Origin of the sequence: Spirillospora sp. NPDC052242 (genome assembly GCF_040679555.1) — a bacterium.
In the GTDB taxonomy this organism is placed as follows: domain Bacteria; phylum Actinomycetota; class Actinomycetes; order Streptosporangiales; family Streptosporangiaceae; genus Spirillospora.
In genome coordinates, this window is sequence record NZ_JBFAUZ010000051.1 from 1 (window position 1) to 24,879 (window position 24,879).

The window sequence follows — 24,879 nt, forward strand, 5'->3', positions numbered from 1 at the left end:
CCGGGGCGGGGGCGGGCCCCCCCCCACGGCCCCCCCCCCCCGCCGCACGCCACGGCATCGCCCGCACGAGCGTGCGACGCGACGCACCGCTCCTGTGGAAGGCTCCCAGCATGCCCCGTCCCGCACGAACCCGCTCGTCCAGACCGCGCCCGGCCAAGGGCGACCGCCGCCCCGGCGCCGAGCGGGCCGCCGAGTTCGCGACCCCGAAGGGGTCCACTCCGCCGCTGCCCCCGGTCGAGGCGTTCGCCGACCTCCCGCTGCCGGCGCCGATCCTCGCGACGCTCGCCGAACAGGGCGTGACCGAGCCGTTCCCGATCCAGGCCGCGACCCTCCCGAACGCGCTCGCCGGACGGGACGTCCTCGGCCGCGGCCGCACCGGGTCCGGCAAGACCCTCGCCTTCGGCCTGCCGCTGCTCGCCCGCACCGCCGGCCGCCGCGCCGAGCCCCGCGCCCCGCTGGCGCTCGTCCTGGTGCCCACGCGGGAACTCGCGCAGCAGGTCACCGAGGCGCTCGAACCGTACGCGCGGGCGCTGGACCTGCGGCTGACCGCCGTGGTCGGCGGCCTGTCGATCAACCGCCAGGCGACCGCCCTCGCCCGCGGCGCGGAACTCGTGGTCGCCACCCCCGGACGGCTGGCCGACCTCATCGAACGCGGCGACTGCCGGCTCGGCCGGGTGCGGATCACCGTGCTCGACGAGGCCGACCAGATGACCGACATGGGCTTCCTGCCCCAAGTGACCTCGCTCCTCGAGCAGACCCCGCCCGACGGGCAGCGCATGCTCTTCTCCGCGACGCTGGACCGCAACGTCGACCGGCTCGTCCGCGCGTTCCTCAGCGACCCCGTCACCCACTCGGTCGACCCGCCGACCGGCGCGGTCACCACGATGGAGCACCACCTGCTGCACGTGGCCGACACCGACAAGCACGAGACGACCGTGCACGTCGCGGCCCGCAGCGACCGGGTGATCATGTTCGTGGCGAAGAAGCACGCCGCCGACCGCCTCGTCCGCAAGCTGACGTCCCGCGGCGTGCGCGCCGCCGCGCTGCACGGCGGCAAGAGCCAGTCGCAGCGCAACCGCGCCCTGGACGGCTTCCGCACCGAGGCCGTCACCGTGCTGGTCGCCACCGACGTCGCGGCCCGCGGCATCCACGTCGACGACCTCGACCTCGTCGTCAACATCGACCCGCCGGCCGACCCCAAGGACTACCTGCACCGCAGCGGCCGCACCGCCCGCGCCGGGCGGCGCGGCACCGTGGTCACCCTCGTGGTCCCCGACCAGCGGCGCGACGTGGACGCCATGATGGCCGCGGCCGGCATCACCCCGCGCACCACCAGCGTGAGCCCCGGCGACCCCGAGCTCGCCCGCATCACCGGCGCCCGTCCCCCGGCGACAGCCGCCCCGCAGCACGGCGCCCGCGACGGCCGCCGCGAAAACGGGCAGGCCGCCGAACCCCGCCGCGGGAACGGGCAGGCCGCCGAACCCCGGCGCGGGAGCACGCAGGCCGCCAAGCCGCACCGCGGGAACGGGCAACCGACCGCCGAACCCCGGCGCGGGAACGCGCAGGCCCCCAAGTCTCGTCGCGGAAACGCGCAGCCGGGCGGCGCCGAGCCGCGCCGCGGGAACGCGCAGGGCGCCGAACCGCGCCGCCGGCCGCGCCGCCGCCCGTCCGCCCAGAACACCTGAGGGCACGGTGGGCGACCCGTCCGCGGCCGTGGAATGACCGGCCGCCCAGGGGGCACATCCTGGACACCATGGCCCTGACCGTGCACAGCCGGTTCCATCCGATCCACACCGACCTGGCCGTCGTGACGCTCGAAGGCGACGTGGACATCTCCACCGCCGCCCGGCTGCGCGACGACCTGGCCGCGCTGCTCGGCGACGGCGCCCGCCACCTGGTCCTGGACTTCGGGGACGTCGAGTTCATGGACTCCAGCGGGCTCAGCGTGCTGGCCGGGATCTCCCCCCTGCTGCCCGACGCGGGCGCGCTCGCCCTGGTCGCGGTGAGTCCCCGCATCCGGGACGTGCTGCGCACCACCGGGCTCACCCGCCTCTTCCCGATCTACTCGTCGGTCGACACGGCGATCCTCGTCCTGCGCTCCGAAACCGGACCGTAGGGCGGTCACATCGGCGCGGTCCCGTTCGTCAATGCTGTGACGATCACCGAGGACGAGGGGCGACGATGGACGAGCGCGATTTCCTGGCCGAGCGGTTCGAGGAGCACCGCACGCACCTGAAGGCGGTGGCGTACCGGATGCTCGGCTCCCTAGCCGAGGCCGACGACGCCGTCCAGGAGGCTTGGCTGCGGCTCGCGCGCACCGCCGGCGACGACATCGACAACCTGGGCGGCTGGCTGACCACGGTCGTCGGCCGGGTGTGCCTGGACATGCTGCGCTCCCGCCGGACGCGCGGGGAGACCCCGCTGGAGGCGCGGCTGCCGGACCCGATCGTCGGCGAGGAGGCCCCCGGCGCCGACCGCCAGGACCCCGAGCGGCAGGCGATGCTGGCCGACTCGGTGGGGCTCGCGCTCCTCGTGGTGCTGGAGTCGCTGAACCCGGCCGAACGGCTCGCGTTCGTCCTGCACGACATGTTCGGCATGCCGTTCGAGGAGATCGCCCCCATCGTGGACCGCACCCCGGCCGCGGCCAGGAAGCTCGCCAGCCGCGCCCGGCAGCGGGTGCGGGGCGCCGCCCCGGCCCCGGACCCCGACCCGGTCGCCCGCCGCCGCGTCGTCGACGCCTTCCTCACCGCGGCGCGCGGCGGCGACCTCGACGGCCTGGTGGCCGTGCTCGACCCCGACGTCGTGCTGCGCGCCGACGCGGGGACGCTGCTGCCCGGCGGCATGCGGGTCCTGCGGGGCGTCCACGAGGTGGCGGGCCAGGCCGCCACGTTCCGGCGCATGGCGACCACCGCGGTCGCCCGTCCCGCCCTGGTCAACGGCGCGCCCGGCCTGGTGAACACGGTCGACGGCGAACTCTTCTCGATCATGAGCTTCACCGTCTCCGCCGACCGCATCGTCGCGATCGACATCCTCTCCGACCCCGAGCGCCTCGCCCGTCTCGACCTGACCGCCCTCGAGCCCTGATCCCGTCCCCGCCCCGGCCATGCGGGCGGTCCTCCCCGTCGAGGGCCGCCCCCGGGCGGGCGATGTTCACCGGCGGCGAGGCACGGCGCCCGTCCGCGGGTCGCGGTGCGGGTGGGGGGACGTCGGGCCTGGTGAGGGGCGGGATCCGCGGGCGGCGGCCGTCCCTCACGGGGGGATCACGGTTGTGATGCGGAGCACACCGGGGTCTTGACATGCTTGTGTGACCGGTAACAGTGTGGCTCGCGAACCATCCGCCACCACCCCCGAGGTGAGATGTGAAGCCACGGAAGCTCGTCACCATGGCACTGGGCATCGGGCTCGCGCTCGGCATGACCGCGTGCGGGTCCAGCGAGAAGACGATCGACAAGGAGCGGGCGAACGCGCCGGTGAAGGGCGCGCTGATCGGCGTGACGATGCCGACGCGGTCGTCCGAGCGGTGGATCCACGACGGCGACAACGTCAAGAAGCAGCTCGAGGGGCTCGGCTACAAGGTCGACCTGCAGTACGCCGAGGACGACATCCCGACGCAGGCCAACCAGATCGACAACCAGATCACCAAGGGCGCCCGGCTGCTGATCGTCGCGCCGATCGACGGCACCGCCCTCACCACGCAGCTGCAGAAGGCCGCCGACCAGGACATCCCGGTCATCTCCTACGACCGGCTGATCCTCAACTCGCCGAACGTCGACTACTACGCGACGTTCGACAACTACCAGGTCGGCGTGCAGCAGGCGACGTCGCTGCTGGTCGGGCTGGGGGTGAAGAAGGCGGACGGCTCGGAGGGCGCCGAGCAGGGCCCGTTCAACATCGAGCTGTTCGCCGGCTCGCCCGACGACAACAACGCCAAGTACTTCTACGACGGCGCGATGAACACCCTGAAGCCCTACATCGACAAGGGCACGCTGGTCGTGAAGAGCGGGCAGACCGACTTCGAGACCATGGCGACGCTGCGCTGGGAAGGGGCACGCGCGCAGGCCCGCATGGAGGACCTCATCACGCGGCACTACCGCGACGGCGCGAAGGTGGACGGCGTCCTGTCCCCGTTCGACGGCATGTCGATCGGGATCCTGTCGGCGCTGAAGTCGAACGGCTACGGCGGCGGCGCGCAGCCGTACCCGGTGGTCACCGGGCAGGACGCCGAGGTCGCGTCGGTGAAGTCGATCATCGCGGGCGAGCAGTACTCCACGATCTTCAAGGACACCCGCAAGCTCGCCGAGGTCACGGTGAAGATGGCGGACGCCGTCCTGAAGGGGCAGGACCCGCCGGTCAACAACACGAAGGACTACGACAACGGCGAGAAGGTCGTGCCGTCCAACCTGCTGCAGCCGGTGATCGTCACCAAGGAGAACCACCGGAAGGTGCTCGTCGACAGCGGCTACTACACCGCGGGCGAACTGCAGTAGCGGCGTCCCCCGGGAGGAGGAGCATGACGGACGCGATACTGCGGATGCGCGGGATCACCAAGAGCTTCCCCGCGGTCAAGGCCCTGCAGGACGTGAACCTGGACGTCGCGCGCGGCGAGATCCACGCGATCTGTGGCGAGAACGGGGCCGGGAAGTCGACCCTGATGAAGGTGCTGTCGGGCGTCTACCCGCACGGCGACTACAGCGGGGAAATCGAGTTCGACGGGGAGCCGTGCCGGTTCTCGGGCATCCGCGACAGCGAGCGGCGCGGCATCGTGATCATCCACCAGGAGCTGGCGCTGAGCCCGTACCTGTCGATCGCCGAGAACATCTACCTCGGCAACGAGCGGCGCGGCCGGTTCGGGCTGATCGACTGGAACCGGACGAACGCCGACGCGGCGGCGCTGCTGGAGCGGGTGGGCCTGCGGGAGAACCCCGTGACGCCCGCGATGGACCTCGGCGTCGGCAAGCAGCAGCTCGTCGAGATCGCGAAAGCGCTTTCGAAGGAGGTGCGGCTGCTGATCCTGGACGAGCCGACCGCGGCGCTGAACGACGCCGACTCCCGGCATCTGCTCGACCTGCTGCGCGGGCTGCGGGCGGACGGCATCACCTGCGTGATCATCTCGCACAAGCTGAACGAGATCCGGTCGATCGCCGACTCGACGACGATCCTGCGGGACGGGCGGACGATCGAGACGCTCGACATGCACGGCGACGGCGTCTCGGAGGACCGCATCATCTCCGGGATGGTGGGCCGCGACCTGGGCCACCGGTACCCCGAGCGGGTCCGCGACGTGGGCGCGGAGGTGTTCCGGATCGAGGACTGGACGGTGCACAGCCCCACCCAGCGGGACCGGGTCGTGGTCGACGGCGCCGCGCTGTCGCTGCGCCGCGGCGAGGTCGTCGGGCTCGCGGGGCTGATGGGCGCGGGCCGGACGGAGCTCGCGATGAGCGTGTTCGGGCGCAGCTGGGGCGCCCGGATCAGCGGGCGGGTGTTCAAGGACGGCGCGGAGGTGCGGATCCGGACGGTCGGGGACGCGATCGCGCACGGTCTGGCGTACGCGACCGAGGACCGCAAGACCTACGGCCTGAACCTCATCGAGAGCATCACGCGGAACGTGTCGGCGGCGGGGCTCGGCAAGCTCGCGAAGGCGGGCTGGGTGGACGACGGCCGCGAGTACGAGGTCGCCGAGCGGTTCCGCCGGGAGATGAACATCAAGGCGCCGAGCGTCCTGGCGCCCGCCGGGGAGCTGAGCGGCGGCAACCAGCAGAAGGTCGTGCTGTCGAAGTGGATGTTCACCGACGCCGACGTCCTGATCCTGGACGAGCCCACCCGCGGCATCGACGTCGGCGCGAAGTACGAGATCTATTCGATCATCAACACGATGGCCGAGCAGGGCCGGGCCGTGCTGGTGATCTCGTCCGAGCTGCCGGAGCTGATCGGGATCTGCGACCGCGTCTACGCGATGGCGGAGGGCCGCATCACCGGTGAGGTGTCGCGGGCGGAGGCGACGCCCGAGCGCCTGATGCAGTACATGACCCAGACCGAGGAGGCCAGTCCATGAGCAGCGTCGCCAAGGCCGGGGAGGCCGTCTCCCCGCCGGCGTCCGGGCCGCCGAAGGGCCGCCGCGGCCTGCCGGTCAACCTGCGGCAGAGCGGGATCTACATCGCGTTCGCGATCATCGTCGCGCTGTTCGCCGTGCTGACCGACGGGCAGCTGCTGTCGCCCGGGAACATCTCGAACATCATCGTCCAGAACTCCTACATCCTGATCCTGGCGATCGGGATGATCCTGGTGATCATCGGCGGGCACATCGACCTGTCGGTGGGGTCGGTGGTGGCGCTGACCGGCGCGATCGCCGCGGTCCTGATGGTGGACCACAACGTGCCGTGGCCGCTGGCGCTGCTGCTGACGCTGCTCGCCGGGGCGGCGATCGGCGCGTGGCAGGGGTACTGGATCGCCTACTTCGGGATCCCGGCGTTCATCGTGACGCTCGGCGGGATGCTGATGTTCCGCGCGCTGACGCTGACCGTGCTCGACAACCAGCGCATCGGCCCGTTCCCCGACGACGTCCGGACGATCGCGAACGGGTTCCTGTCGGGCTACCTCGGCAACATCGGCCTCGGCTTCCTCGGCGGCGCGGACCTGTTCACGCTGCTGGTGGCGCTCGCTCTGGTCGGCGGGTTCGCGGTGCTGGGGTGGCGGCGGCGGCAGGCCCGGATCGGGTACGGGCAGCAGGTCGATCCGATCGCGGTGTTCGCGGCGAAGAACGCGCTGGCCGTCGTCGTGGTGATGTTCATCGCCGTGCAGCTCGCCCGGTTCAAGAACCTCCCGTGGGTGCTCGTCCTGCTCGGCGCGCTGGCGCTGGCCTACACGACGTTGACGAACCGGTCGGTGTTCGGGCGCCGCATCTACGCGATGGGCGGCAATCCCCTCGCGGCGCGGCTGTCCGGCGTGAACGTCAAGTCGGTGACGTTCTGGCTGTTCGTGAACATGGGCGTGCTGTCGGCGGTCGCCGGGATCGTGTTCGCCGGGCGGCTCAACCAGGCGGGCCCGACCGCGGGCAACATGTTCGAGCTGGACGCCATCGCGGCGGCGTTCATCGGCGGCGCGGCCGTGCAGGGCGGCGTCGGCCGGGTCATCGGCGCCATCACCGGCGGCCTGATCATGGGCGTGATCAACAACGGGATGTCGCTGCTCGGCGCGCCCAGCGAGCGGGTCATGCTGATCAAGGGGCTGGTGCTGCTCGCCGCGGTCGCGTTCGACGTCTGGACCAAGCGGCGCAGCGGCGCGGCCCGGTGAACGGCGGCGCCGTCGCCGCCCGCCCGGTATGTTCGGGGTGACATGACCGCCACGCCACCTACCCGGCCGGGCCTGCGCGACGTCGCCCGGCTGGCCGGGGTCTCGCACCAGACGGTGTCCCGGGTCTTCAAGAACCATCCGATGGTGAGCCCGAAGACCCGGGACCGGGTCCTGGCCGCCGCCGCGCAGCTCGACTTCCGCCCGAACGCGGCGGCCCGGGCCCTGGCGACCGGACGGTCCAGCACCCTCGGCGTCGTGAGCTTCGACACCGCCCTGCACGGGCCCGCGTCGATCATCGCGGCGATCGAGCGGCACGCCCGCGAGGCGGGGTTCTTCACCGGCGTGGCGGGGCTGGAGTCGGCGGGCCGCGACACGGTCGCCGGGGCCGTCGAGCGGTTCCGCGACCAGGGCGTGGACGGGCTCATCATGATCCCGGGGCACGTGCCGCCGGAGGAGGCGGTGCGGCACCTGCCGGGCGACCTGCCGACGGTGCTGCTGGGGCCGCCCGCGGCGGTCCCGACGGTCGAGGCCGACCACTACCGCGCGCCCGGCGAGGCCACCCGGTACCTGCTGGGCCTCGGGCACCGGACCGTCCACCACCTGCCGGGGCCGGCGGACTGGTCGGAGGCCACAGAGCGCACCCGCGGCTGGCGGGACGCGCTCGTCGCGGCGGGCGCCGAGGTGCCCGACTGCGCGCCGGGCGACTGGAGCGCCCGGTCCGGTTACGAGCGCGGCCGGCGGCTGGCGGCCGATCCGGACGTGACGGCGGTGTTCGCGGCCAACGACCAGATCGCGCTCGGGCTGCTGTGGGCGATCCACGAGAGCGGGCGCCGGGTGCCCGAGGACGTCAGCGTGATCGGCTTCGACGACATCCCGGAGGCGGCGTTCCTGACTCCGCCGCTCACCACCGTCCGGCAGGACTTCGCGGCCCTCGGCAGGCACTGCGTGGAGCTGCTGCTCGCCTGGCTCGCCGACCCGGGCGGCGCGCCGCCCGGCCGGGCCGGCGTGGTGCCGAGCGAGCTGGTGATCCGCCGCAGCACCGGCCCCGCGTGACCCCTCCGGGCGGCCCGCAGACCCCCGTCACGTGACGAACCCGCGTCGCCTCGGCGGGCGGCGCGGGTTCGGCGGTGCGGGGGGCGGCGGGCGTCAGCCCTTGCGGCGGATCTTCGCCCAGGCCGTCCGGAGGTAGCCGTAGCAGCGCTCGCTGACCCGCTTGGCGGCGGGGAACTCGGTGCCGAGCAGGCCGATGCCGGCGAGGATGACCACCACGCCCGGGCCGGGGATCACCAGCATCACGATGCCCGCGGCGATCACCACCGTCCCGGCCACGGCCACGGCGATCTTGCGCACCGGACCGGACCGGCCCCGCGGAGCCGTGCTCGGAACGTCGGTCGCGGCGGTCTCGGCCGGCGTGTCGGCCACGGTCTCGGGGGCGGGACGGTGCGGCGCGGTGGTGGTCACAGGGCCTCCTGCGGAGCATCGGGAACGGTCCTTGCTCCGTATGACGCACGGAACGGGCCGGATGCGCCCGATCGTGACCCGACTGTGACGGACGCCACTCAGTGCCGGTGGTAGCGGCCGCGGGCCTTCAGCCGCGCGTTCGGCAGCTCGGGGGCCGGCAGGGCGGGGCCGTCGTAGCCGGTCACGGGGGCGAAGCGGGGGTCGGCGTGGACGCCCGAGCGCTCGCGCTCCCAGTCCGTCCGGGCCTCGACGATGTCGTCGTGGGTGCGGCCGACGAAGTTCCACCACATCACGAGGTCCTCGGCGAAGGGTTCGCCGCCGAGCAGCAGGGCGTGGGCGGGCCGCCCGGCCGACAGGGCGAGTTCCGTGCGCCCCCGGCCGAGGTACAGCATGTCGCCCGCGGGCACCTCCCGGCCCTCGACGGTCAGCTCGGCGGACAGGACGAGCACCGCGTACTCGAACCCGGGGTCCAGCGGCAGCCGGACGTCCGCGGAGACGTGCAGCGCGGCGCCGGCGAGCGGCGAGTGGACGCCCGCCGGGGACGCGACCCCGCCGAGCCCGCCGACGAACACCGTGACGTCCGCGCCCGGGACGTCGAGCCGGGGCAGGTCGGTGTGGAACTCGTACGCGGGCGCGGTCGTGCGGGCGGACTCGGGCAGCGCCACCCACAGCTGGGCGCCGTGGAGCACCGGGGAGTGGCCGGGCGGGGACTGCTCGGAGTGCGCGATGCCGGGGCCCGCCGTCATCAGCGACAGGTCGCCGGGACGGACGAGGGCGCGGCTGCCGAGCCCGTCCTGGTGCAGCACCTCGCCCTCCAGCAGCCACGTCACCGTCTGGAGCCCGATGTGGGGGTGCGGCGGGACCTGCATGCCGGCGCCGCCGGTGATGTCGTCGGGGCCGTAGGAGTCGGCAAAGCACCACGCGCCGACCATGCGGCGGTCGCGGTTGGGCAGGACGCGCCGGACCCGCATCGCGCGCGGCCCGCCGAGCGGGACGTCGCGCGGGTGCAGCGGTTCGAGATCCGGTTCGCCGGCGACGGCCGCGTCGGCGGAGCAGACGTCCTGCTCGACGGGACGATCCTCAACATTGCTCACGAGCCGCTCCCCACGCTCCGAAGGCTACCGCCCCGCCCGGGCGCGGGCGGGGCGGGCCTCCCGTGCGGGCGCCGTCAGAGGCCGCGGACGGCGGCGACGGTGAACGGGGTCTCGGGGACGCCCTCGCCGAGCGGGCCGCCCTCGTCGAACTGGGAGCGGACGACGTAGAGGGCGCCGCGCACGCGGACGAGCGTCGTCGGGGCGTCCAGGTCGGCGTCGACGACGCGGCGCTGCAGCCGCACGTCCCGTCCCGTCGCGGACTGACAAGGCGGGCGGGTACTTTCCGTTGCGCGGACCGTGCACACCGTGATCACCATGAACTAGACTGGGCAGTCGCGTTCCTCGACCAACCCCGCTCACTCGTCGAGGTGATCCCCCCATGCTCGACCGGCCCGGCGCCGCCAGCTCACGCGTCTACGACTACTCGCTCGGCGGCAAGGACAACTACGGCCCCGACCGCGACGCCGCCATGGCCGCGCTCGCCATGCACCGCGTCGCGCGGCTCCTCCCCCGGGAGAACCGCAAGTTCATGCGCCGCGCCGTCCGGTACCTGCTGGACGCGGGCGTCCGGCAGTTCATCGACGTCGGCTGCGGCCTCCCCGGCAAGGGCAACGTGCACGAGCTCGCCGGGCGCGCCGACCCCGCGGCCCGCACCGTCTACGTCGACAACGATCCGGTCGCCGTCGTCCACTACCAGGCGCTGCTGCACGCCGTCCCGACCGCGACGGCCGTGCGCGGCGACGCCCGGCGCCCCGCCGACGTCCTCGGCGACCCCGACCTGACCGCCCTCATCGACCTCGACCGCCCGGTCGGGGTGCTGATGATCGCGATGCTGGACCAGATCCCGGAGGCCGACGACCCGGACGGCGTCGTGCGGGCGTTCCGCGACGCGATGGCGCCCGGCAGCCACCTGGTGATCTGCGACCTGGCGTCCGACCGGCTCACCCCCGCCGACCTCGACAAGCACGAGAAGATCGTCGAGCTGCTCGGCTTCCCCGTCGAGTTCCGCCCCGCGTCCCGGCTGGCCGGGTTCTTCGCGGGCCTCGACCTCGTCGACCCCGGTCTCGTCCCCGCGCCGGAGTGGCGTCCCGACCGCCCCTACGACCCGCCGTCCGGCTGGCTGATGGCGGGCGTCGGCCGCAAGCCCTGACCGGACGTCACGGCACCGGGGCGCCCGCGAGCTGCGCGAACGGCTGGACGATCTCGTAGTCGTCGAACGTCTCCCGCCAGGCCGCGAGGTCGCCGCCCAGGTCGGCGGGGTCCGCGACGCGGACGGTCCCGTCCGCGGGCGGGACGAACGCGTCGTCGCGGACGTCGGCGAGCGTGCCGTCCTCGGCGATCCGGAACGCGGTGCCGCCGGCCGTCCACACCAGGCGGCGCGCGACGTGCCGGGCGATCGGGTGGTCGGCGAACAGCGCGCGGAACTCGTCGGGCGTCCACCCGTACCGGTGGGCCATCGCGTTCTCCAGCGCCTCGGCGAGGTACTTCGACGCCGCACGGACCTCGGCCTTGATCGCGGTGAAGCGGCGGCGGGCGGCGGCCGCGCGCTCGGCGTCGTCGCGGGCCCCGGGCGCGGGCAGGGCCGCGCGCCTGCGCCCGTCCCGGTCCTCGACGAACGGGCGGAGCCGTTCGTCGAACCCGATGCGGAACCGGCGCGGGCCGTAGTCGGCCGTCAGGGCGCCGTCGGCGTCGAGGCCGAAGCCGGGGACGATCCGTTCGGCCAGCCGGTCGGCGGGCACCCCGGCGCGCTTCGCCGCCCGCCCGAACCGGCTCCGCGTCCGCTGCTCGACCGCGGGATGCCGCGCGGTCCGGGCCAGGTCGTACAGGTGCAGCAGCGCGACGGGCGTGCCGATCTCGGCGAGGACGTCGATGGCCATCGCCGCCCGGTGGTGCATGTGCTCCGTGGGCCAGCGGCGGATCAGCGGGACCAGCCGCCGGACGGTGTCGTCGTCGCCCGTCGTCCCGAGCGACCGCAGCGCCCAGTAGTGCGCGGGCGGGCCGCCGTGCTCCAGCCACGCCTCGCACAGCGCCCGGCCGAACGCGGCCAGCGAGGCCGGGTCGCACGCCTCGCGGACGGCCGCCGCACCGGGCAGGTCCGGGTCCTCGACGGCGAGCATCGCCGCCAGCCGGGCGGTCGCCTCGGCGGGCAGGGCGGCGGCGCGGTCGCGCACCCGCACCTGTGGCAGCGCGTCCGGGCGCGCCCAGTCGGGCAGCGCGGGGACGCGCACCGGGACGGGCTCGTCCGCGAGCAGCCGCCGGACGGCGTCCGCCGCCGCGTCCCCGTGGACGCGCGCCGCCTCGGCGACCCGGCCGGCGTCCGTCCGCCCGGCGATGGACCGCAGCGCGTGCTCGGCGAACCGGCGCGGCTCCCCCGGCCCGCCCAGCGCGGCGGGGACGAGCAGCGGCACCGCGTCGAGGCCGTGCCGGGCGAACCACGCGCGGACGGGCCGCAGCGGCCCCGCGCGCAGCGCCCACCAGCGGGCCATCAGCGCGGCGACCTCGGCGTCCAGGAACGGGACCAGGGCGGCGCGCGCCCCCTCCCGGTTCGCGGCCGCGACGCGCAGCGCGTGCTCGCGGGCGCGGGACTCGTAGCGCGCGACGAGCGGGCGGATCCATGCCGGCCCGGTGTCGAAGGTCTTCGGCGTCCATCCGGGGAGGACGTCGTCGAGCGCGCCTTCGGGGGCGTGCAGGAAGGCGGTGATCTCCTGGCGGTGGTTCCGGGGGTTCCCGGCCCGCACCGCCTCGATCGCGTCGGCCGGTTCCCCGTCCGCGCTCCCTCGCCCGAGGTCCTTCGGCGGGTACTTCGCGGCGTCGGCGGCCCACCGCTTCCGCTCGCCCGGCTCCCACACGACGCGGCGTCCCGCCGGGGCCCGCAGCCCCGGGACCGGTGCCGGGTCACCGGCCCGTTCCCACGGCGGCCGGACCAGCAGCGGGGGAAGCGCGTCCGGGGGCGCGTCGGGCAGCGTCCTCGGCACCGGAGCCGGGGCGGGCGGCAGCAGGCGCCGCGCCCGCTCCGGGAAGCGGCGCGCCGCGCGGTCGAGGGCGCGCCGGACGTGCCCGTTCCCGGCCCGCTCGGCCAGGACGCGGAACGCCTCGTCGGACGGCACGGCGGCGAGCAGGCCGAGCATCGCGTCGCGGGAGCGGGCCAGGGGCCCGCGGTCGAGTTCGGCGCCGAGGACGGGCGCGAGCGCCGCCGGGCCGACCCGTTCGAGGACGGTCGCCAGGACGTCCGGCATCAGGTCGTCCGGTTCGAGGTGCAGGACGCCCCGGAAGCGGCGCAGCTGGTCGGCCGACCCGAGGGAGCACCACAGCATCCAGTGGGCGTTCCGTTCGCGCTCCGTGCCGGGCGGAGCCGCGCAGCACTCCTCCAGCCAGTCCGCCCGGTCCGGGATCAGGTAGGAGGCGACGATCCGGCGGACGGGCGCGGTGCGCAGCGCGCCGAGCCGTTCGACCACCGGGGCGTCCGCGGCGGCCGCGAGCTCGCGCATCCGCCGGACGCCGCCGCGCCGGGCGTGCCACCACAGGTGCATCGGGTCTTCGTCGCGCGCGAGGCGGACACCGCTCGTCGTGCCGCGGCCGTCCCGATATTCGCGCTCGGGTTCGAGGCCGCTCAGCTCGACGAACGCCGCGGCGGCGAAGGCGAGGCCGTGCCGGGACGTCCAGGCGTCGGCGAGGCCGTCGTACCGGGTCTCGTGCCGCGGCCCGCCCGGGCCGTGGAACCGGGTGCCGAACTCCGCGTCGTGGGAGAGGGCGACCGCGGTCGCGGCGGCGCCGAGGGGGTCGGCCGCGCCGTCCAGGTAGGCGCGCGCGTGGCGGCCCAGCCCGTCGGCGAAGATCATGTCGGCGTCGATGTACTCCTTGAGCCGGTCGCTCAGCCCCGCGACCCGTTCGAGGACGTCGCGGGCGAGCGCCTCGTCCACCGCCGTGTCGGGCGGCACCGGGCCGCCGTTGCGGGCGTGCAGGCGCGCGTGCCACCCGGCGGGGAAGGCCGGCGATTCGTCGTCCATGCGCTACCGTCCCCCGTCCTCGCCGACCAGCCAGAGGACGTCGGCGACGGCCTCGGACGCGAGCGCGGGGTCCGCCGCGTCGACGGTGACGGTGCCGATGCGGTACTCGACACCGGTGCCGACGACCCGTCGCCGCACGGTGACCTCGCACTCGAGGGCGTCCGGGTGCCCGCGTGACAGCAGCGTCCCCGCGAGGTCGCCGCCCGGGTGGCCGTCCTTGCCCAGGGCGGTGGCGGACCAGCGGCGGCGCTCCATGGCGTACACCCGTTCGCCGTCCACGACCCGCCCCTCGAACCGCTTCATGCGGCCCGTCGCGCGCTCGTCCTCGGTCAGCGGGTGGAACGGGCGGCCGAGCTGCCGGAACGGCTGGTCCAGCTCGTAGTCGGCGAACGTCCGCGCCCACGCGTCGAGGTCGCCGCCCAGCTCGGCGGGGTGCGCGAGGCGCACGACGGCCGTGCCCGGCAGAACGAACGCGTCGTCGCGGACGTCGGCGAAGGTGCCGTCCTCGGCGATCCGGAAGGGCGTCCCGTCCGCCGTCCACAGCAGGCGGCGGGCGATGCGGCGGACGAGGGGGTGCTCGGCGAAGTGCGTCCGGAACTCGTCCGGCGTCCACGTGCGGCGGCGGACCATCGCCTTCTCCAGCCGCCGGACGAGGTGGGTCGACGCGGTCCGCACCTCGGCCTTCATCGCGGTGAAGCGGCGGCGGGCGGCCTCGGCGAGTTCGGGGTCGTCGCCCGCGCCCGGCTCGGGCAGGGCCTTGAGCGGCCGCCCGGTGCCGTCGGCGACGTACGGTTCGAGCCCGTCGCCGAAGCCGACCCGGAACCGGCGCGGCCCGTAGTCGAGCGTCGTCCCGCCGTCGGCGTCCAGGTCGTAGCGGGGGACGATCCGTTCGGAGAGCGCGTCGACGGTCAGTTGCGCCCGCGCCGCGACCTGCGAGAACTTCGCCCGCGCCTCCTCCCTGATCCCGGACTTCCCGCCCTTGCGCCTCATCTCGTGCAGATGGAACAGCGCGACGGGCGTGCCGAGGGCGACGAGCACCTCCAGGCCCTTCACCGCCCGGTCGTGCAGCCCCTCCCCCGGCCATGTCCGGACGAACGGCACCAGCCGCCGCACGGTGTCGTCGTCGCCGACCAGTCCGAGCGCCCGCAGCGTCCAGTCGTCCCGGGGCGGGGCGCCCTCGGCCAGCCACTTCTCGAACAGCGCCCACGCGAACCCGGCCAGCGACGCCGGATCGCACGCCGCCCGGACCTCCTCCAGTCCCGGCGCGGCGACCGCGAGCGCGGTCACGAGGTGGGCCGCGGCCTCGGCGGGCAGTGCGGTGGACCGGTCGCGCAGCCGCACCTGCGGCAGGACGTCCGGCGACGCCCACGCGGGGATCTTCGGCAGGACCGGCGGGAGCGCGGGCGCCGTCAGGAGCCGCTCCACGGCCTCCCCGTGCTCCCCCGCCGCCGCGACGACACGCCCGGTGTCCGCCAGTTCCGCGATGTGCCGCAGCGCGTGCTCCGCCTGCCGCCGCCGCGCGCCCGGACGTCCCAGCGCGGCGGGCACGAGCAGCGGCACCGCGTCGGCGCCGTGCCGGGCGAACCAGTCGCGGACGGGACCGAGCGGCTCGACGCCGCGGGCGAGCCACCCGGCCATCCGTTCGGCGACCTCGGCGTCCCGGAACGGCACGAGCGCCGCACGCGCGTAGTCCGCGTCGCTCCTGCGTCCGCGGAGCGCGAACCGCAGCGCGACCTCGCGGGCGCGGAGTCCGTGCCGCGCGACGAGCGGGCGGATCCACCCGTAGGCGAAGTGGTACGTGAACGGAGCCCACCCGGTGACGAGCGCGTCCGCCGCGTCGCCGGGCGCGTGCAGCAGCGCGGTGACGTCCCCCCGGGCGCCGTCGCCTTTCCCGGCGCGGAGCGCCTCGATCGCCTTCCCCAGCGCCTCGTCGGGCACTTCCCCGCCGAGGATTTCGGGGCGCCATTTCGACGCCTCGGCGGCCCACCGTTCCCGCTCGCCGGGCGCCCACACGACGGCCCGCTCGGACGGCGGCTTCAGACCGGGCACGCCCGGCGCCTCGGCCCGCGTCCACGGCGGGCGGGCCAGCAGCGGCGGCAACGCGTCCGGGGGCGCGTCGGGCACGGGCCGTCCGGCCGGCTCGGGACCGGACGGTCCGAGCCGCCGGGCGCGCTCCGGGAACCGGCGCGCGGCGGCGTCGAGAGCGCGGCGCACGTGCGGCCGGTCCGCGCGCTCGGCGAGGACGGCGAACGCCGCGTCGTCGGGGAGCCGCGCCAGCAGCGTGAGGATCGCGTCGCGGTTCGGGGCGAGCAGACCGGCGTCGTCGAGCGCGGCGCCCAGCACCGGCACGAGCGCCGCGCCCGCTCCCGCGTAGGCCGTGGCGAGGACGTCCGGCACGAGCTCGTGCCGGCCGGCCCGCAGCGCGCCGCGGGCCCGCTCGAAGCGCGCGGGCGACTCGGGGCAGCACCACAGCATCCAGTTCGCGCCCCGCTCCCACCGGGAGTCCGTCGGCTCCGCGAGGCACTCCTCCAGCCAGTCCTCCCGCTCCGGGACGAGGTACGACGCGACGACGCGGCGCACCGGCGAGGTGCGCAGCCCGCCGAGGCGCTCGATCACCGCGTCGTCGGCGGCGGTCATCAGCTCCCGCAGCCTGCGGACGCCGCCGTCCCGGGCGTCCCGCATCAGGTCCGTCGAGTATTCGAGGGACGTGCGGACGCCGCGCGTGTCCCTGTCGGTACCGGGCCAGGCCATGTGGGGGCAGATCCCGCTCAGCTCGACGAACGCGCTTACCGCGAACGCGAGCCCGTGCTCGGCCGTCCATGCGTCGGCGAACCCGTCGAAGCGCGTCCGGTGCCGCGGGCCGCCCGTGCCGTAGAACCACCGCGAGATCTTCCAGTCGGACAGCAGGACGAGCGTCGCGGCGGCGCCCACGGGGTCGGCCGCACCGCCGAGGTAGGCGCGGATCGGGTCGAGCAGGCCGTCCTCGACGAAGTAGCGGTCGTCGGTCTCGATCCACTCGCCGAGGCGCTCGCGCAGATCGGCGACGCGTTTCAGCACGTCCCCGGCGAGGGTCTCGTCCACGACCGGGTCCGACGGGACCGGCCCGTCCCGCCGAGGGTGCATCCGAGACCGCCACGAAGCCGGGATGACCGACAAGTCCTGCCACATAGGGCCCGACCCTAGGGCCGGGCACCGACACTCCGCGGGCAGATGATGATCTTCCCGGGTCCGGCGCCCGCGGACCGTCAGACGACGATCTTCGCGGTGGAGCCGCCGCGTTCCTTCGCGATGCGGAGCTGGGCGGGGATGCGGGCGCGCAGCTCGGCGACGTGGCTGACGATGCCGACGGCGCGGCCGCCGTCGCGCAGGCCGTCCAGGACGTCCATGACCTCGTCGAGGGTCTCGGCGTCGAGCGTGCCGAAGCCCTCGTCGACGAACAGGGTGCCGATCTCGGCGCCGCCGGTCTCGGCGGTGACGACGTCGGCGAGGCCGAGCGCGAGGGACAGCGAGGTGATGAACGACTCGCCGCCCGACAGCGTCACCGGGTCGCGCTCCTGGCCCGTCCAGGCGTCGGCGACGCGCAGGCCCAGGCCGCCGGCGCTGCGGCTGCGGTCGCCCGCCGCCTTCTCGATGGTGTGGACGAGCTCGTAGCGGCCCCCGGACATCCGGTCCAGGCGTTCGTTGGCGGCGGCGACGACCTGTTCGAGGCGGGCGGCCAGGACGTACGCGGGCAGCGACATGGCGCGCCGGTTGGCCGGGTCCTTGCCGGAGGCGAGGCCCGCGAGCCGCCGGGCGACCTCGTGCCGTTCGGCGGCGGGCCGCCAGGCGCGGACGGCCGTGTCGAGCCGGGTGCGCAGGTCGGCGAGCCGGTCGCAGCGGAGCGCGGCGGTGTGCGCGGCGGACGCGGCCTCGGTGTGCGCGGACTCGGCCGCGGCGAACCGCTCGTGCAGATCCGGCAGGTCGGGGGCGGGCGCCGCTGCGGCCGCGACCAGTTCGGGGTCGGCGAGCAGGTCGCGGACGGCGGCCTCCTCGTCCTCGAAGCGGCGGAGCCGGTCGCGCAGGTCGCCCTGGTCCTCGTCGGGCAGTTCGGCGGCGAGGACCTCGTCGGGGGTGCGGAATCCCTGCGCCTCCGCCGCGGCCTTCGCGCGGGCGCGCGCCGCGGCGAGCTCGTCGGCGGCGAGGGTCGCGTCGCGCTGCGCCGCCACGGCGGCGGCGAGCGCGTCGGCCTCGCCCCCGAGCCGCGCGATGCGGGCCTCCGGCGTCGCGTCGCCGCCGCGCGCCTCGTCCAGCTCGGCGCGCAGCCGGGCCTGCTCGTCGGCCAGTTTCCGGTCCGCGGCGCGGTTCTCGGTGAGCCGCCGGTCGTTGTCCCGCGCGGCGTCCCGGACGCGTTCGAGTTCTTGCTCGTCGCGGTGCAGGACGGCTTCGAGCCGTTCGGCCTCGGCGGCGCGGGCCTCGGCGGCGGCGAGCGCCTCCCGCGCGCCGTCCAGGTCGGCGGCGAGCGCCTCGACGGACGTCTCCCCCGCGGTCTCGAGGAGGCCGTCGCGTTCGGCGCGCAGTCTCCCGACCCGGTTCGACGCCTCCTCGCGCCGCGCCCCCGCCTCCTCGTACGCGGCCTGCGCCCGCTCGATCCGCTCCTCGGTCGGGACGACCGCGAGGGACGCGACGGGCGCGGGGTGCTCGGTGGATCCGCAGACGCGGCACGGTTCGCCGTCCCGCAGGTCCTCGGCGAGGACGGCCGCCATCCCGTCGAGGCGCGCCTGCCGCAGTTCCTGCACGCGGTCGCGGGCCTCCTGGGCGGCGTCGACGGCGTCGCGGTGCGCGGCCTCGGCCTCGCCGAGCAGGTGCTCGACCTGGTCGCGGCGCTGCGCGGCGTCGAGACGGCGCCGGGCGTCGGCGAGCGCGGCCTCGGCCCCGGGCAGGCCGGCCGCGGCGAGCCGCGCCTCGTCCAGCTCGGCGCGGCGGGTCTCCACGGCGCCGGGCAGGTCGGCGAGGGCGGCGGCGAGCCGCGCCTGCTCCGGTTCGAGCCGCCCGAACTCGGTCGCGAGGGCGGCGCGCTCGGCGTCGACGCGGCGGAGCCGCTCGGCGTCGGCACGCGCGCCCTCCAGCTTCGCGATCTCGTCGCGGCGCGCCCGCTCGGCCTTGACCAGCACGTCCTCGGACGGATTCGGCGGCAGCAGGGCCGCGACGCGCGTCCGCGCGTCCTCGGTCCGGCGGCGGGCCTGCACCGCGCGCCCGTGCCGTTCCTCGACCGCGCGGACGAGCGGGACGACCCGGTCGGCGCGGGCGGCCGCGTCCAGGAGGGACCCGATGCGGGAGCGTTCCGCCGCGCCGTCGCCGAGCGCGTCGCGCCGGGCGAGCGCGTCGGCGTGCCGCCGCCGCCGTTCGGCGCGGACGCGGCCGTCCTCCAGGGCCGCGCGGGCGGCCTCCAGCGCGGCGGCGGCCCCGGCGCGCCGCTCCTCCGCGTCCGCCCGCATGGCGGCGTGCTCGTCCGCCAGCCGCGCCGCCCACGCGGGCAGCGCCGCGACGTCGTCCAGCGGTTCGGCGGGCGGTTCGCCGCTGCGCGGGCGCGGGACGGCCTCGGCGTCCGGGGCCTGCGGCGCGTGCGGCGGCGGGGCGCCCGTCACCTCGGCGATGCGGTCGGCGATCGAGAGCACGTCGGCGCCGAGCCGGTCGGCCTCGCGGCCGGTGGCGGCGCGGCGCTCGCCCAGCCACTTCTCGACGTCCGCGAACACCTCGGTGGCGAACAGCTGCTCCAGGACCTTGCGGCGGTCGTCCGCCTTGGCGCGCAGGAACCCGGCGAACTCGCCCTGCGGCAGCATCGCGACCTGGCAGAACTGGCCGGCGTTCATGCCGAGCAGGTCGCCGATCAGGTCGCCGGTCTCGTCGATGCGGTTGGACACGCCCGTCCACGCCCCGCGAACGAACTCCTCCAGCAGGACCTTGTGCTGCTCTTTCGTCGTGCCGGTTCCGCGAAGTTTGGGACGTTCCCACTCCGGGGAGCGGGTGAGGCGCAGCCGGCGGCCCCGGATCGTCGTCTCCAGCACCACCTGCGGCACGGCGCCGGGGGCGGCGTGGTCGCTGCGCAGCCCCTTCGCCCGGTTGCGGGCGCCGGGCACCTGCCCGTACAGGGCGAAGCACACGGCGTCGAGCACGCTCGTCTTGCCGGCGCCCGTCCGTCCCTGGATGAGGAAGAGCCCGGCGTCCGACAGCGCGTCGAAGTCGATCTCCTCGGTGCCGGAGAACGGTCCGAACGCCGTGACCTCCAGCCGATGCAACCTCACGCCGTGCTCCTCCGCCGCATCCGGGCCGCCGCTCCCGTCCGGCGCGCGCCGCGCGCCTCCCGCCCGCTCACGCCAGGGCCTCCTTCCGGCGGCAGTGCTCGAACGCCTCGTGCAGGAGCGCGCGCTCGTCCTCGCTCGCGGGCGCCCCGGTCACCTCGGCGACGAAGTCGCCCGCGATGTCGAGCTCCGACTTGTCCCGCACGCGCTCCGACCAGGTGCGCGACGTGCCCTCGGCGGCGCCGTCCGGCTCGTAGCCGAGGACGAGCGCGTGCGGGAACCGGCGGCGCAGCCGCTCCATCGCGCCGGACGGGCGGTCCGGGTCGGTGAGCGTGATCTGGAGCCAGCGGTCCTCGTGCTCCGCGTACCGGGCGCTCTCCAGCAGGTCGTCGATGCGGCCCTTGACGCGGGCCAGGCGGCGCGGGACGGGCGCCTCCGCGAACTCGGCGTGGACGCCGTCCGCGCGCAGGTCGACCAGCCAGGAGCCCTTGACGTGCCGTTCTTCGGAGAACGAGTAGGCCAGCGGCGAACCGGAGTACCGGACGCGGTCGTTGACGGCCCACCTGCCGTGCAGGTGGCCGAGGGCGGCGTAGTCGACGCCGTCGAACACCGACACCGGGACGTGCGAGGACCCGCCGACGGAGATGTCGCGCTCGCTGTCGCTGGCCTCGCCCCCGGTCACGAACGCGTGCGCGAGGACGACCGACCGGACGTCCGGGCCGCGGGTCGCGGCGTCGGCGCGGACGCGGCGCATCGCCTCGGCGAGCACGGCGGCGTGGCTGCGCTCGTCCAGCTCCCACTCGTGCCGGGCGAACTCGGGTTCGAGGTAGGGGATGCCGTAGATCGCGGCGTCGCCGACGAGGACGGGCTCCCCCACGCGGGCGAACTCGGTGCGGACGTGCACGCCCGCGTCGTCCAGGAGCTGCGACCCCCAGCCGAGCCGGCTCGCCGAGTCGTGGTTGCCGGCGATCAGCACCACCCGGGTCAGCGCCTTCAGCCGCGCCAGCGCGTCGCTGCACAGCTTCACGGCGTCCACGCTCGGCAGCGCCCGGTCGTAGACGTCGCCGGAGACGAGCACGCAGTCCACCCGCTCCGCGCGGACCGTGTCGACGAGGTGGTCGACGAACGCCTCCTGCGCGTCCTTCAGGGATTCGCGGTGGAAGGATCTGCCGAGGTGCCAGTCGGAGGTGTGGAGGATTCGCATGTCGGGGGCAACCCTAGGACTCACCTCCGACACATCCGGCGCAGAAACGCCGAGTCGCCACAAAGGATCTTCCAATCCCCGCATCCGGGCCGGGCCGCGTCCCGGACGCCCTAGTGTTCGACGGGTGAGCGAACGTCCCTACGTCCTGTTGAGCTGCGCGATGTCCGTCGACGGGTACATCGACGACGCGGGCCCGGAGCGGCTGCGGCTGTCGAGTCCCGCGGACTTCGACCGGGTCGACGCGGTGCGGGCCGGCTGCGACGCGATCCTCGTCGGCGCCGGGACGATCCGCGCGGACGACCCGAAACTGCTGGTCCGCTCGCCCGCGCGGCGGGAGGGCAGGGTCGCGCGGGGGCTGCCGCCCGACCTGACGAAGGTCACGCTGACCTGGAGCGGCGACATCGATCCGGACGCCCGGTTCTTCACGACCGGGGAGTCGCCGAAGCTCGTCTACACCGCGTCGGCGGCGGCCGCGCCGCTGGCCGAGCGGCTCGCCGGCCGCGCCGAGGTGGTCGGCGCCGGGGACCCGCCCGAGCTGACGAACGTGCTCGCCGACCTCGCGGGCCGGGGCGTCCGGCGGCTGATGGTGGAGGGCGGCGGCGGGGTCCACACCGCGTTCCTGACCGCCGGGCTGGCCGACGAGCTGCAGCTCGTCGTGGCGCCGTTCTTCGTCGGCGACCCGTCCGCGCCGCGCTTCGTGCACTCGGGCGTGTTCCCCCAGCGCCCGGACCGTCCGATGCGACTGGAGGAGGTGACCCGCATCGGCGACCTGGTGCTGCTGCGGTACCTGACGGCGGGCCGGCGCGGCTGACGGGCAGGATGGACCCATGGACGATGTCGAGTGGCTGCGGCTGGCGTGCGGGCTGGCGGCGCTGTGCCCGCCGTCGCGGACCGCGTTCTCCGTCGGCGCCGTGATCGTCGGCGCGGACGGACGGGAGATCGCGCGCGGGCACTCGCGGGAGGGCGACCCGCGCGACCACGCGGAGGAGGCCGCGCTCGCGAAGACGTCCGGCGACCTGGCGGGCGCGACGGTGTACAGCTCGCTCGAACCGTGCGGGCGGCGCGCGTCGCGGCCGCGGACGTGCGCGGAGCTGATCGTCGCGTCGGGCGCGCGGCGCGTGGTGTTCGCGTGGCGGGAGCCGTCGCTGTTCGTGGAGGGCACGGGCGCGGAGGTGCTGGAGGCGGCGGGCGTCGAGCTGGTCGAGCTGCCCGCGCTGGCGGACCTGGCCCGCGCGCCCAACGCGCACCTGCTCTGACCGGACGGACGGACGGCGGCCGGACGGGCGGCCGCACGGGCGGCGGGCGCGCCCGTCAGCCGAAGTCGGGCGCGGCGTGCGGGCGTCCCTTGAGCTCGTGGAACCCCGCGGCCCCCGCGACGAGCAGCGTCCCGTCCCAGAGCCGCCCGGCGGCCTCGCCGCGCGGGATCCGCGACAGGACCGGGCCGAAGAACGCGATGTCGCCGACCGCGACGACGGGCGTCCCGACGTGGTCGCCGCCGATCCGCCGCAGCGCCGCCGCCGTGGACGCGCGGACCGCGTCGTCGCGCTCGTCCGAACCGGCCGCCGCGGCGAGCGCCGCCGGCAGCCCGGCCTCGGCGAGCGCGGCCGGGATCGTCCGCTCGTCCATCTCGCCGCGCTCGTGGACGCGGGCGCCGAGCGCGAGGTGGAAGCGTCCGAGCCCGTCGTGGCCGGCGTGCTCCTCGACGGCGGCGCAGACCCGGGCGGGCAGCCACAGGTACCCCTCCGGGTCGCCCTCGGGGTCGTCGTCGCGGCCCTCGTTGAGCGCGGCGAGGCTCAGCAGCCGCCAGCGGAGGTCGAGCGGGCGGACGCGCGCGGCCTCCAGGAGCCAGCGCGACGTGATCCAGGTGTACGGGCAGGCGGGATCGACCCATACGTCCACGATGTCGGCGCTGGTGTCGGCCGTGCCGTCGGCCGTGATGTCGGTCATACGGCCCTTCCTACCGGATGAGACTGGAGTCTCATCCGCTCTTGCCAAGCTCCCGGGGGCCCGTGCGATGCTGGGCCAAGCAAGCACTCGGTTTGACCATGTGGTCACGGCCGCCCCCGAGGGCAGGAGGCACCCCAGCATGCGCGAGCACGATCGGTTCTTCATCGGCGGCGGATGGACCGCCCCGGCCGGAACCGGCACGATCGAGGTCATCTCCCCCCACACCGAAGAGGTCATCGGCCGCGTCCCCGAGGGCACCGAGGCCGACATGGACGCCGCCGTCGCGGCGGCGCGGCGGGCGTTCGACGAGGGCCCGTGGCCGCGGATGACCCCGGCCGAGCGCGCCGAGATCCTGGGGCGGCTCTCGGCGATCTACGCCGAGCGGCAGCAGGGGATGGCGGAGCTGGTCACCGCCGAGATGGGCTCGCCGATCGGGTTCTCGATCTTCGGGCAGGCCGCGATCCCGCAGATGGTGCTCCAGTACTACACCGACCTCGCCGCCACCTACACCTGGGAGGACGAGCGCCCCGGGATGCTCGGGCCGGTCACCGTGACCCGCGAGCCCGTCGGCGTCGTCGCGGCGATCGTCCCGTGGAACGTCCCGCAGTTCACGCTCATGCTGAAGCTCGCGCCCGCCCTCATCGCCGGGTGCACCGTGGTCGCCAAGCCGTCCCCGGAGACGCCCCTGGACACCTACCTGCTGGCCGAGTGGATCCAGGAGGCGGGCCTCCCGGAGGGCGTGGTGAACATCGTCCCCGCCGGGCGCGAGGTCGGCGCGTACCTGGTGGCGCACCCGGACGTCGACAAGGTCTCGTTCACCGGCTCCACCGCCGCCGGGCGCAAGATCGGCGCCGTCTGCGGCGAGCAGCTCAAGCGGGTGACGCTCGAACTCGGCGGCAAGTCCGCCGCGATCGTCCTGGAGGACGCCGACCTCGCCACGACGGTCGAGGGGTTCAAGCTGGCGTCGCTGATGAACAACGGCGAGGCGTGCGCCGCGCAGACCCGCATCCTCGCCCCGCGCAGCCGCTACGACGAGGTCGCCGACGCGCTCGCCACGATGGTCGGCGGGCTCACCGTCGGCGACCCGGCCGACTACACCAGCGAGATCGGCCCCCTGGTCGCGCAGCGCCAGCAGGAGCGCGTCGAGGGCTACATCCGCCTCGGGCAGGACGAGGGCGCCAAGCTCATCACCGGCGGGCTGGACCGCCCGCACGACCGCGGCTGGTACGTCGCGCCGACCGTCTTCGGGGACGTCCGCAACGACATGCGCATCGCCCGCGAGGAGATCTTCGGGCCGGTCCTCGTCCTCATCCCCTACGAAGACGAGGACGACGCCGTCCGCATCGCCAACGACAGCGAGTACGGCCTCGGCGGCTCGGTGTGGACCGCCGACCCCGACCACGGCGTCGAGGTCGCGCGCCGCATCCGCACCGGGAGCTGCGGCGTCAACATGTACGTCATCGACCCCAACACCCCCTTCGGCGGCTACAAGAACAGCGGCATGGGCCGCGAGCTCGGCCCCGAGGGACTCGCCGCGTACCTGGAGCACAAGGCCATCCCGCGCCAGGGCTGAACCCGGCGCGTCCACCGTCCGGTCG

The 24,879-nt window shown here is 75.3% G+C and carries 19 protein-coding genes; 11 read left to right on the forward strand and 8 right to left on the reverse strand.

Annotated features, from left to right (window positions below; genetic code table 11):
- Nucleotides 1–110: 110 nt before the first annotated feature.
- From AB0L25_RS32670 to AB0L25_RS32700, 7 genes are all read left to right on the forward strand, one after another.
- Nucleotides 111–1,685: a DEAD/DEAH box helicase gene (locus tag AB0L25_RS32670; protein ID WP_500176606.1), complete on the forward strand. Its 1,575-nt coding sequence runs from the start codon at nt 111–113 to the stop codon at nt 1,683–1,685.
- A gap of 68 nt (nt 1,686–1,753) precedes the next feature.
- Nucleotides 1,754–2,116: an STAS domain-containing protein gene (locus AB0L25_RS32675; protein ID WP_500176607.1), complete on the forward strand. Its 363-nt coding sequence runs from the start codon at nt 1,754–1,756 to the stop codon at nt 2,114–2,116.
- Between the two features lie 65 nt (nt 2,117–2,181).
- A complete protein-coding gene (gene sigJ, locus AB0L25_RS32680) occupies nt 2,182–3,084 on the forward strand; it encodes an RNA polymerase sigma factor SigJ (protein ID WP_500176608.1) in 903 nt (300 codons plus the stop codon).
- Nucleotides 3,085–3,359: 275 nt separating this feature from the next.
- Nucleotides 3,360–4,487, forward strand: a complete 1,128-nt coding sequence (gene chvE / locus AB0L25_RS32685) for a multiple monosaccharide ABC transporter substrate-binding protein (protein ID WP_500176609.1) — start codon at nt 3,360–3,362, stop codon at nt 4,485–4,487.
- A gap of 23 nt (nt 4,488–4,510) precedes the next feature.
- Entirely contained in the window at nt 4,511–6,052 is a 1,542-nt protein-coding gene (gene mmsA, locus AB0L25_RS32690; RefSeq protein ID WP_500176610.1) for a multiple monosaccharide ABC transporter ATP-binding protein, read from the forward strand.
- Entirely contained in the window at nt 6,049–7,290 is a 1,242-nt protein-coding gene (mmsB, locus tag AB0L25_RS32695) for a multiple monosaccharide ABC transporter permease (RefSeq protein ID WP_500176611.1), read from the forward strand. The genes mmsA and mmsB overlap by 4 nt, the downstream gene beginning before the upstream one ends.
- Before the next feature lie 42 nt (nt 7,291–7,332).
- Nucleotides 7,333–8,343 (forward strand): LacI family DNA-binding transcriptional regulator, encoded by a 1,011-nt coding sequence (locus AB0L25_RS32700; protein ID WP_500176612.1) that lies wholly within the window; start codon nt 7,333–7,335, stop codon nt 8,341–8,343.
- 93 nt (nt 8,344–8,436) lie between these two features.
- On the opposite strand, the gene AB0L25_RS32705 is transcribed toward AB0L25_RS32700, so the two are convergent.
- The 3 genes from AB0L25_RS32705 to AB0L25_RS32715 form a co-directional block, all read right to left on the reverse strand.
- Nucleotides 8,437–8,751, reverse strand: coding sequence for a PGPGW domain-containing protein (locus AB0L25_RS32705; protein WP_500176613.1), 315 nt, complete (start codon nt 8,749–8,751; stop codon nt 8,437–8,439).
- 98 nt (nt 8,752–8,849) lie between these two features.
- Nucleotides 8,850–9,845: a pirin family protein gene (locus AB0L25_RS32710; protein ID WP_500176614.1), complete on the reverse strand. Its 996-nt coding sequence runs from the start codon at nt 9,843–9,845 to the stop codon at nt 8,850–8,852.
- 74 nt (nt 9,846–9,919) lie between these two features.
- On the reverse strand, nt 9,920–10,087 hold the full coding sequence (locus AB0L25_RS32715; protein ID WP_500176615.1) for a hypothetical protein: 168 nt from the start codon (nt 10,085–10,087) through the stop codon (nt 9,920–9,922).
- Between the two features lie 137 nt (nt 10,088–10,224).
- Between AB0L25_RS32715 and AB0L25_RS32720 the strand changes: the two genes are divergently transcribed.
- Complete coding sequence (locus tag AB0L25_RS32720) at nt 10,225–10,995, forward strand: SAM-dependent methyltransferase (protein ID WP_500176616.1); 771 nt, start codon at nt 10,225–10,227, stop codon at nt 10,993–10,995.
- Between the two features lie 7 nt (nt 10,996–11,002).
- On the opposite strand, the gene AB0L25_RS32725 is transcribed toward AB0L25_RS32720, so the two are convergent.
- The 4 genes from AB0L25_RS32725 to AB0L25_RS32740 all read right to left on the reverse strand — a co-directional run bounded on the left by AB0L25_RS32725 (nt 11,003) and on the right by AB0L25_RS32740 (nt 21,334).
- Entirely contained in the window at nt 11,003–13,852 is a 2,850-nt protein-coding gene (locus AB0L25_RS32725) for a DUF4132 domain-containing protein (RefSeq protein WP_500176617.1), read from the reverse strand.
- A gap of 3 nt (nt 13,853–13,855) precedes the next feature.
- Nucleotides 13,856–16,933 carry a DUF4132 domain-containing protein gene (locus tag AB0L25_RS32730; RefSeq protein ID WP_500176618.1) on the reverse strand — a complete coding sequence of 1,026 codons (3,078 nt, stop codon included), beginning with the start codon at nt 16,931–16,933 and terminating at the stop codon, nt 13,856–13,858.
- A gap of 164 nt (nt 16,934–17,097) precedes the next feature.
- Nucleotides 17,098–20,133, reverse strand: a complete 3,036-nt coding sequence (locus AB0L25_RS32735) for an AAA family ATPase (protein WP_500176619.1) — start codon at nt 20,131–20,133, stop codon at nt 17,098–17,100.
- 67 nt (nt 20,134–20,200) lie between these two features.
- Nucleotides 20,201–21,334 carry an exonuclease SbcCD subunit D gene (locus AB0L25_RS32740; protein WP_500176620.1) on the reverse strand — a complete coding sequence of 378 codons (1,134 nt, stop codon included), beginning with the start codon at nt 21,332–21,334 and terminating at the stop codon, nt 20,201–20,203.
- 124 nt (nt 21,335–21,458) lie between these two features.
- On the opposite strand from AB0L25_RS32740, the gene AB0L25_RS32745 reads away from it, so the two are divergent.
- Nucleotides 21,459–22,145 (forward strand): RibD family protein, encoded by a 687-nt coding sequence (locus tag AB0L25_RS32745; RefSeq protein ID WP_500176621.1) that lies wholly within the window; start codon nt 21,459–21,461, stop codon nt 22,143–22,145.
- A gap of 16 nt (nt 22,146–22,161) precedes the next feature.
- Complete coding sequence (locus AB0L25_RS32750) at nt 22,162–22,590, forward strand: cytidine/deoxycytidylate deaminase family protein (protein ID WP_500176622.1); 429 nt, start codon at nt 22,162–22,164, stop codon at nt 22,588–22,590.
- Between the two features lie 55 nt (nt 22,591–22,645).
- Here AB0L25_RS32750 and AB0L25_RS32755 read toward each other — a convergent pair whose 3' ends face one another.
- A complete protein-coding gene (locus tag AB0L25_RS32755) occupies nt 22,646–23,281 on the reverse strand; it encodes a mycothiol-dependent nitroreductase Rv2466c family protein (protein ID WP_500176623.1) in 636 nt (211 codons plus the stop codon).
- 139 nt (nt 23,282–23,420) lie between these two features.
- On the opposite strand from AB0L25_RS32755, the gene AB0L25_RS32760 reads away from it, so the two are divergent.
- Nucleotides 23,421–24,854 (forward strand): aldehyde dehydrogenase, encoded by a 1,434-nt coding sequence (locus AB0L25_RS32760; protein WP_500176625.1) that lies wholly within the window; start codon nt 23,421–23,423, stop codon nt 24,852–24,854.
- Nucleotides 24,855–24,879: the final 25 nt, after the last annotated feature.

Excerpts from the sequence above, each read along its gene's own strand:
- AB0L25_RS32670 (WP_500176606.1), top strand. The coding sequence starts at position 111 with ATGCCCCGTCCCGCACGAACCCGCTCGTCCAGACCGCGCCCGGCCAAG.
- AB0L25_RS32675 (WP_500176607.1), top strand. The coding sequence starts at position 1,754 with ATGGCCCTGACCGTGCACAGCCGGTTCCATCCGATCCACACCGACCTG.
- sigJ (WP_500176608.1), top strand. The coding sequence starts at position 2,182 with ATGGACGAGCGCGATTTCCTGGCCGAGCGGTTCGAGGAGCACCGCACG.
- mmsA (WP_500176610.1), top strand. The coding sequence starts at position 4,511 with ATGACGGACGCGATACTGCGGATGCGCGGGATCACCAAGAGCTTCCCC.
- mmsB (WP_500176611.1), top strand. The coding sequence starts at position 6,049 with ATGAGCAGCGTCGCCAAGGCCGGGGAGGCCGTCTCCCCGCCGGCGTCC.
- AB0L25_RS32700 (WP_500176612.1), top strand. The coding sequence starts at position 7,333 with ATGACCGCCACGCCACCTACCCGGCCGGGCCTGCGCGACGTCGCCCGG.
- AB0L25_RS32720 (WP_500176616.1), top strand. The coding sequence starts at position 10,225 with ATGCTCGACCGGCCCGGCGCCGCCAGCTCACGCGTCTACGACTACTCG.
- AB0L25_RS32725 (WP_500176617.1), bottom strand. The coding sequence starts at position 13,852 with ATGGACGACGAATCGCCGGCCTTCCCCGCCGGGTGGCACGCGCGCCTG.
- AB0L25_RS32740 (WP_500176620.1), bottom strand. The coding sequence starts at position 21,334 with ATGCGAATCCTCCACACCTCCGACTGGCACCTCGGCAGATCCTTCCAC.
- AB0L25_RS32750 (WP_500176622.1), top strand. The coding sequence starts at position 22,162 with ATGGACGATGTCGAGTGGCTGCGGCTGGCGTGCGGGCTGGCGGCGCTG.
- AB0L25_RS32755 (WP_500176623.1), bottom strand. The coding sequence starts at position 23,281 with ATGACCGACATCACGGCCGACGGCACGGCCGACACCAGCGCCGACATC.
- AB0L25_RS32760 (WP_500176625.1), top strand. The coding sequence starts at position 23,421 with ATGCGCGAGCACGATCGGTTCTTCATCGGCGGCGGATGGACCGCCCCG.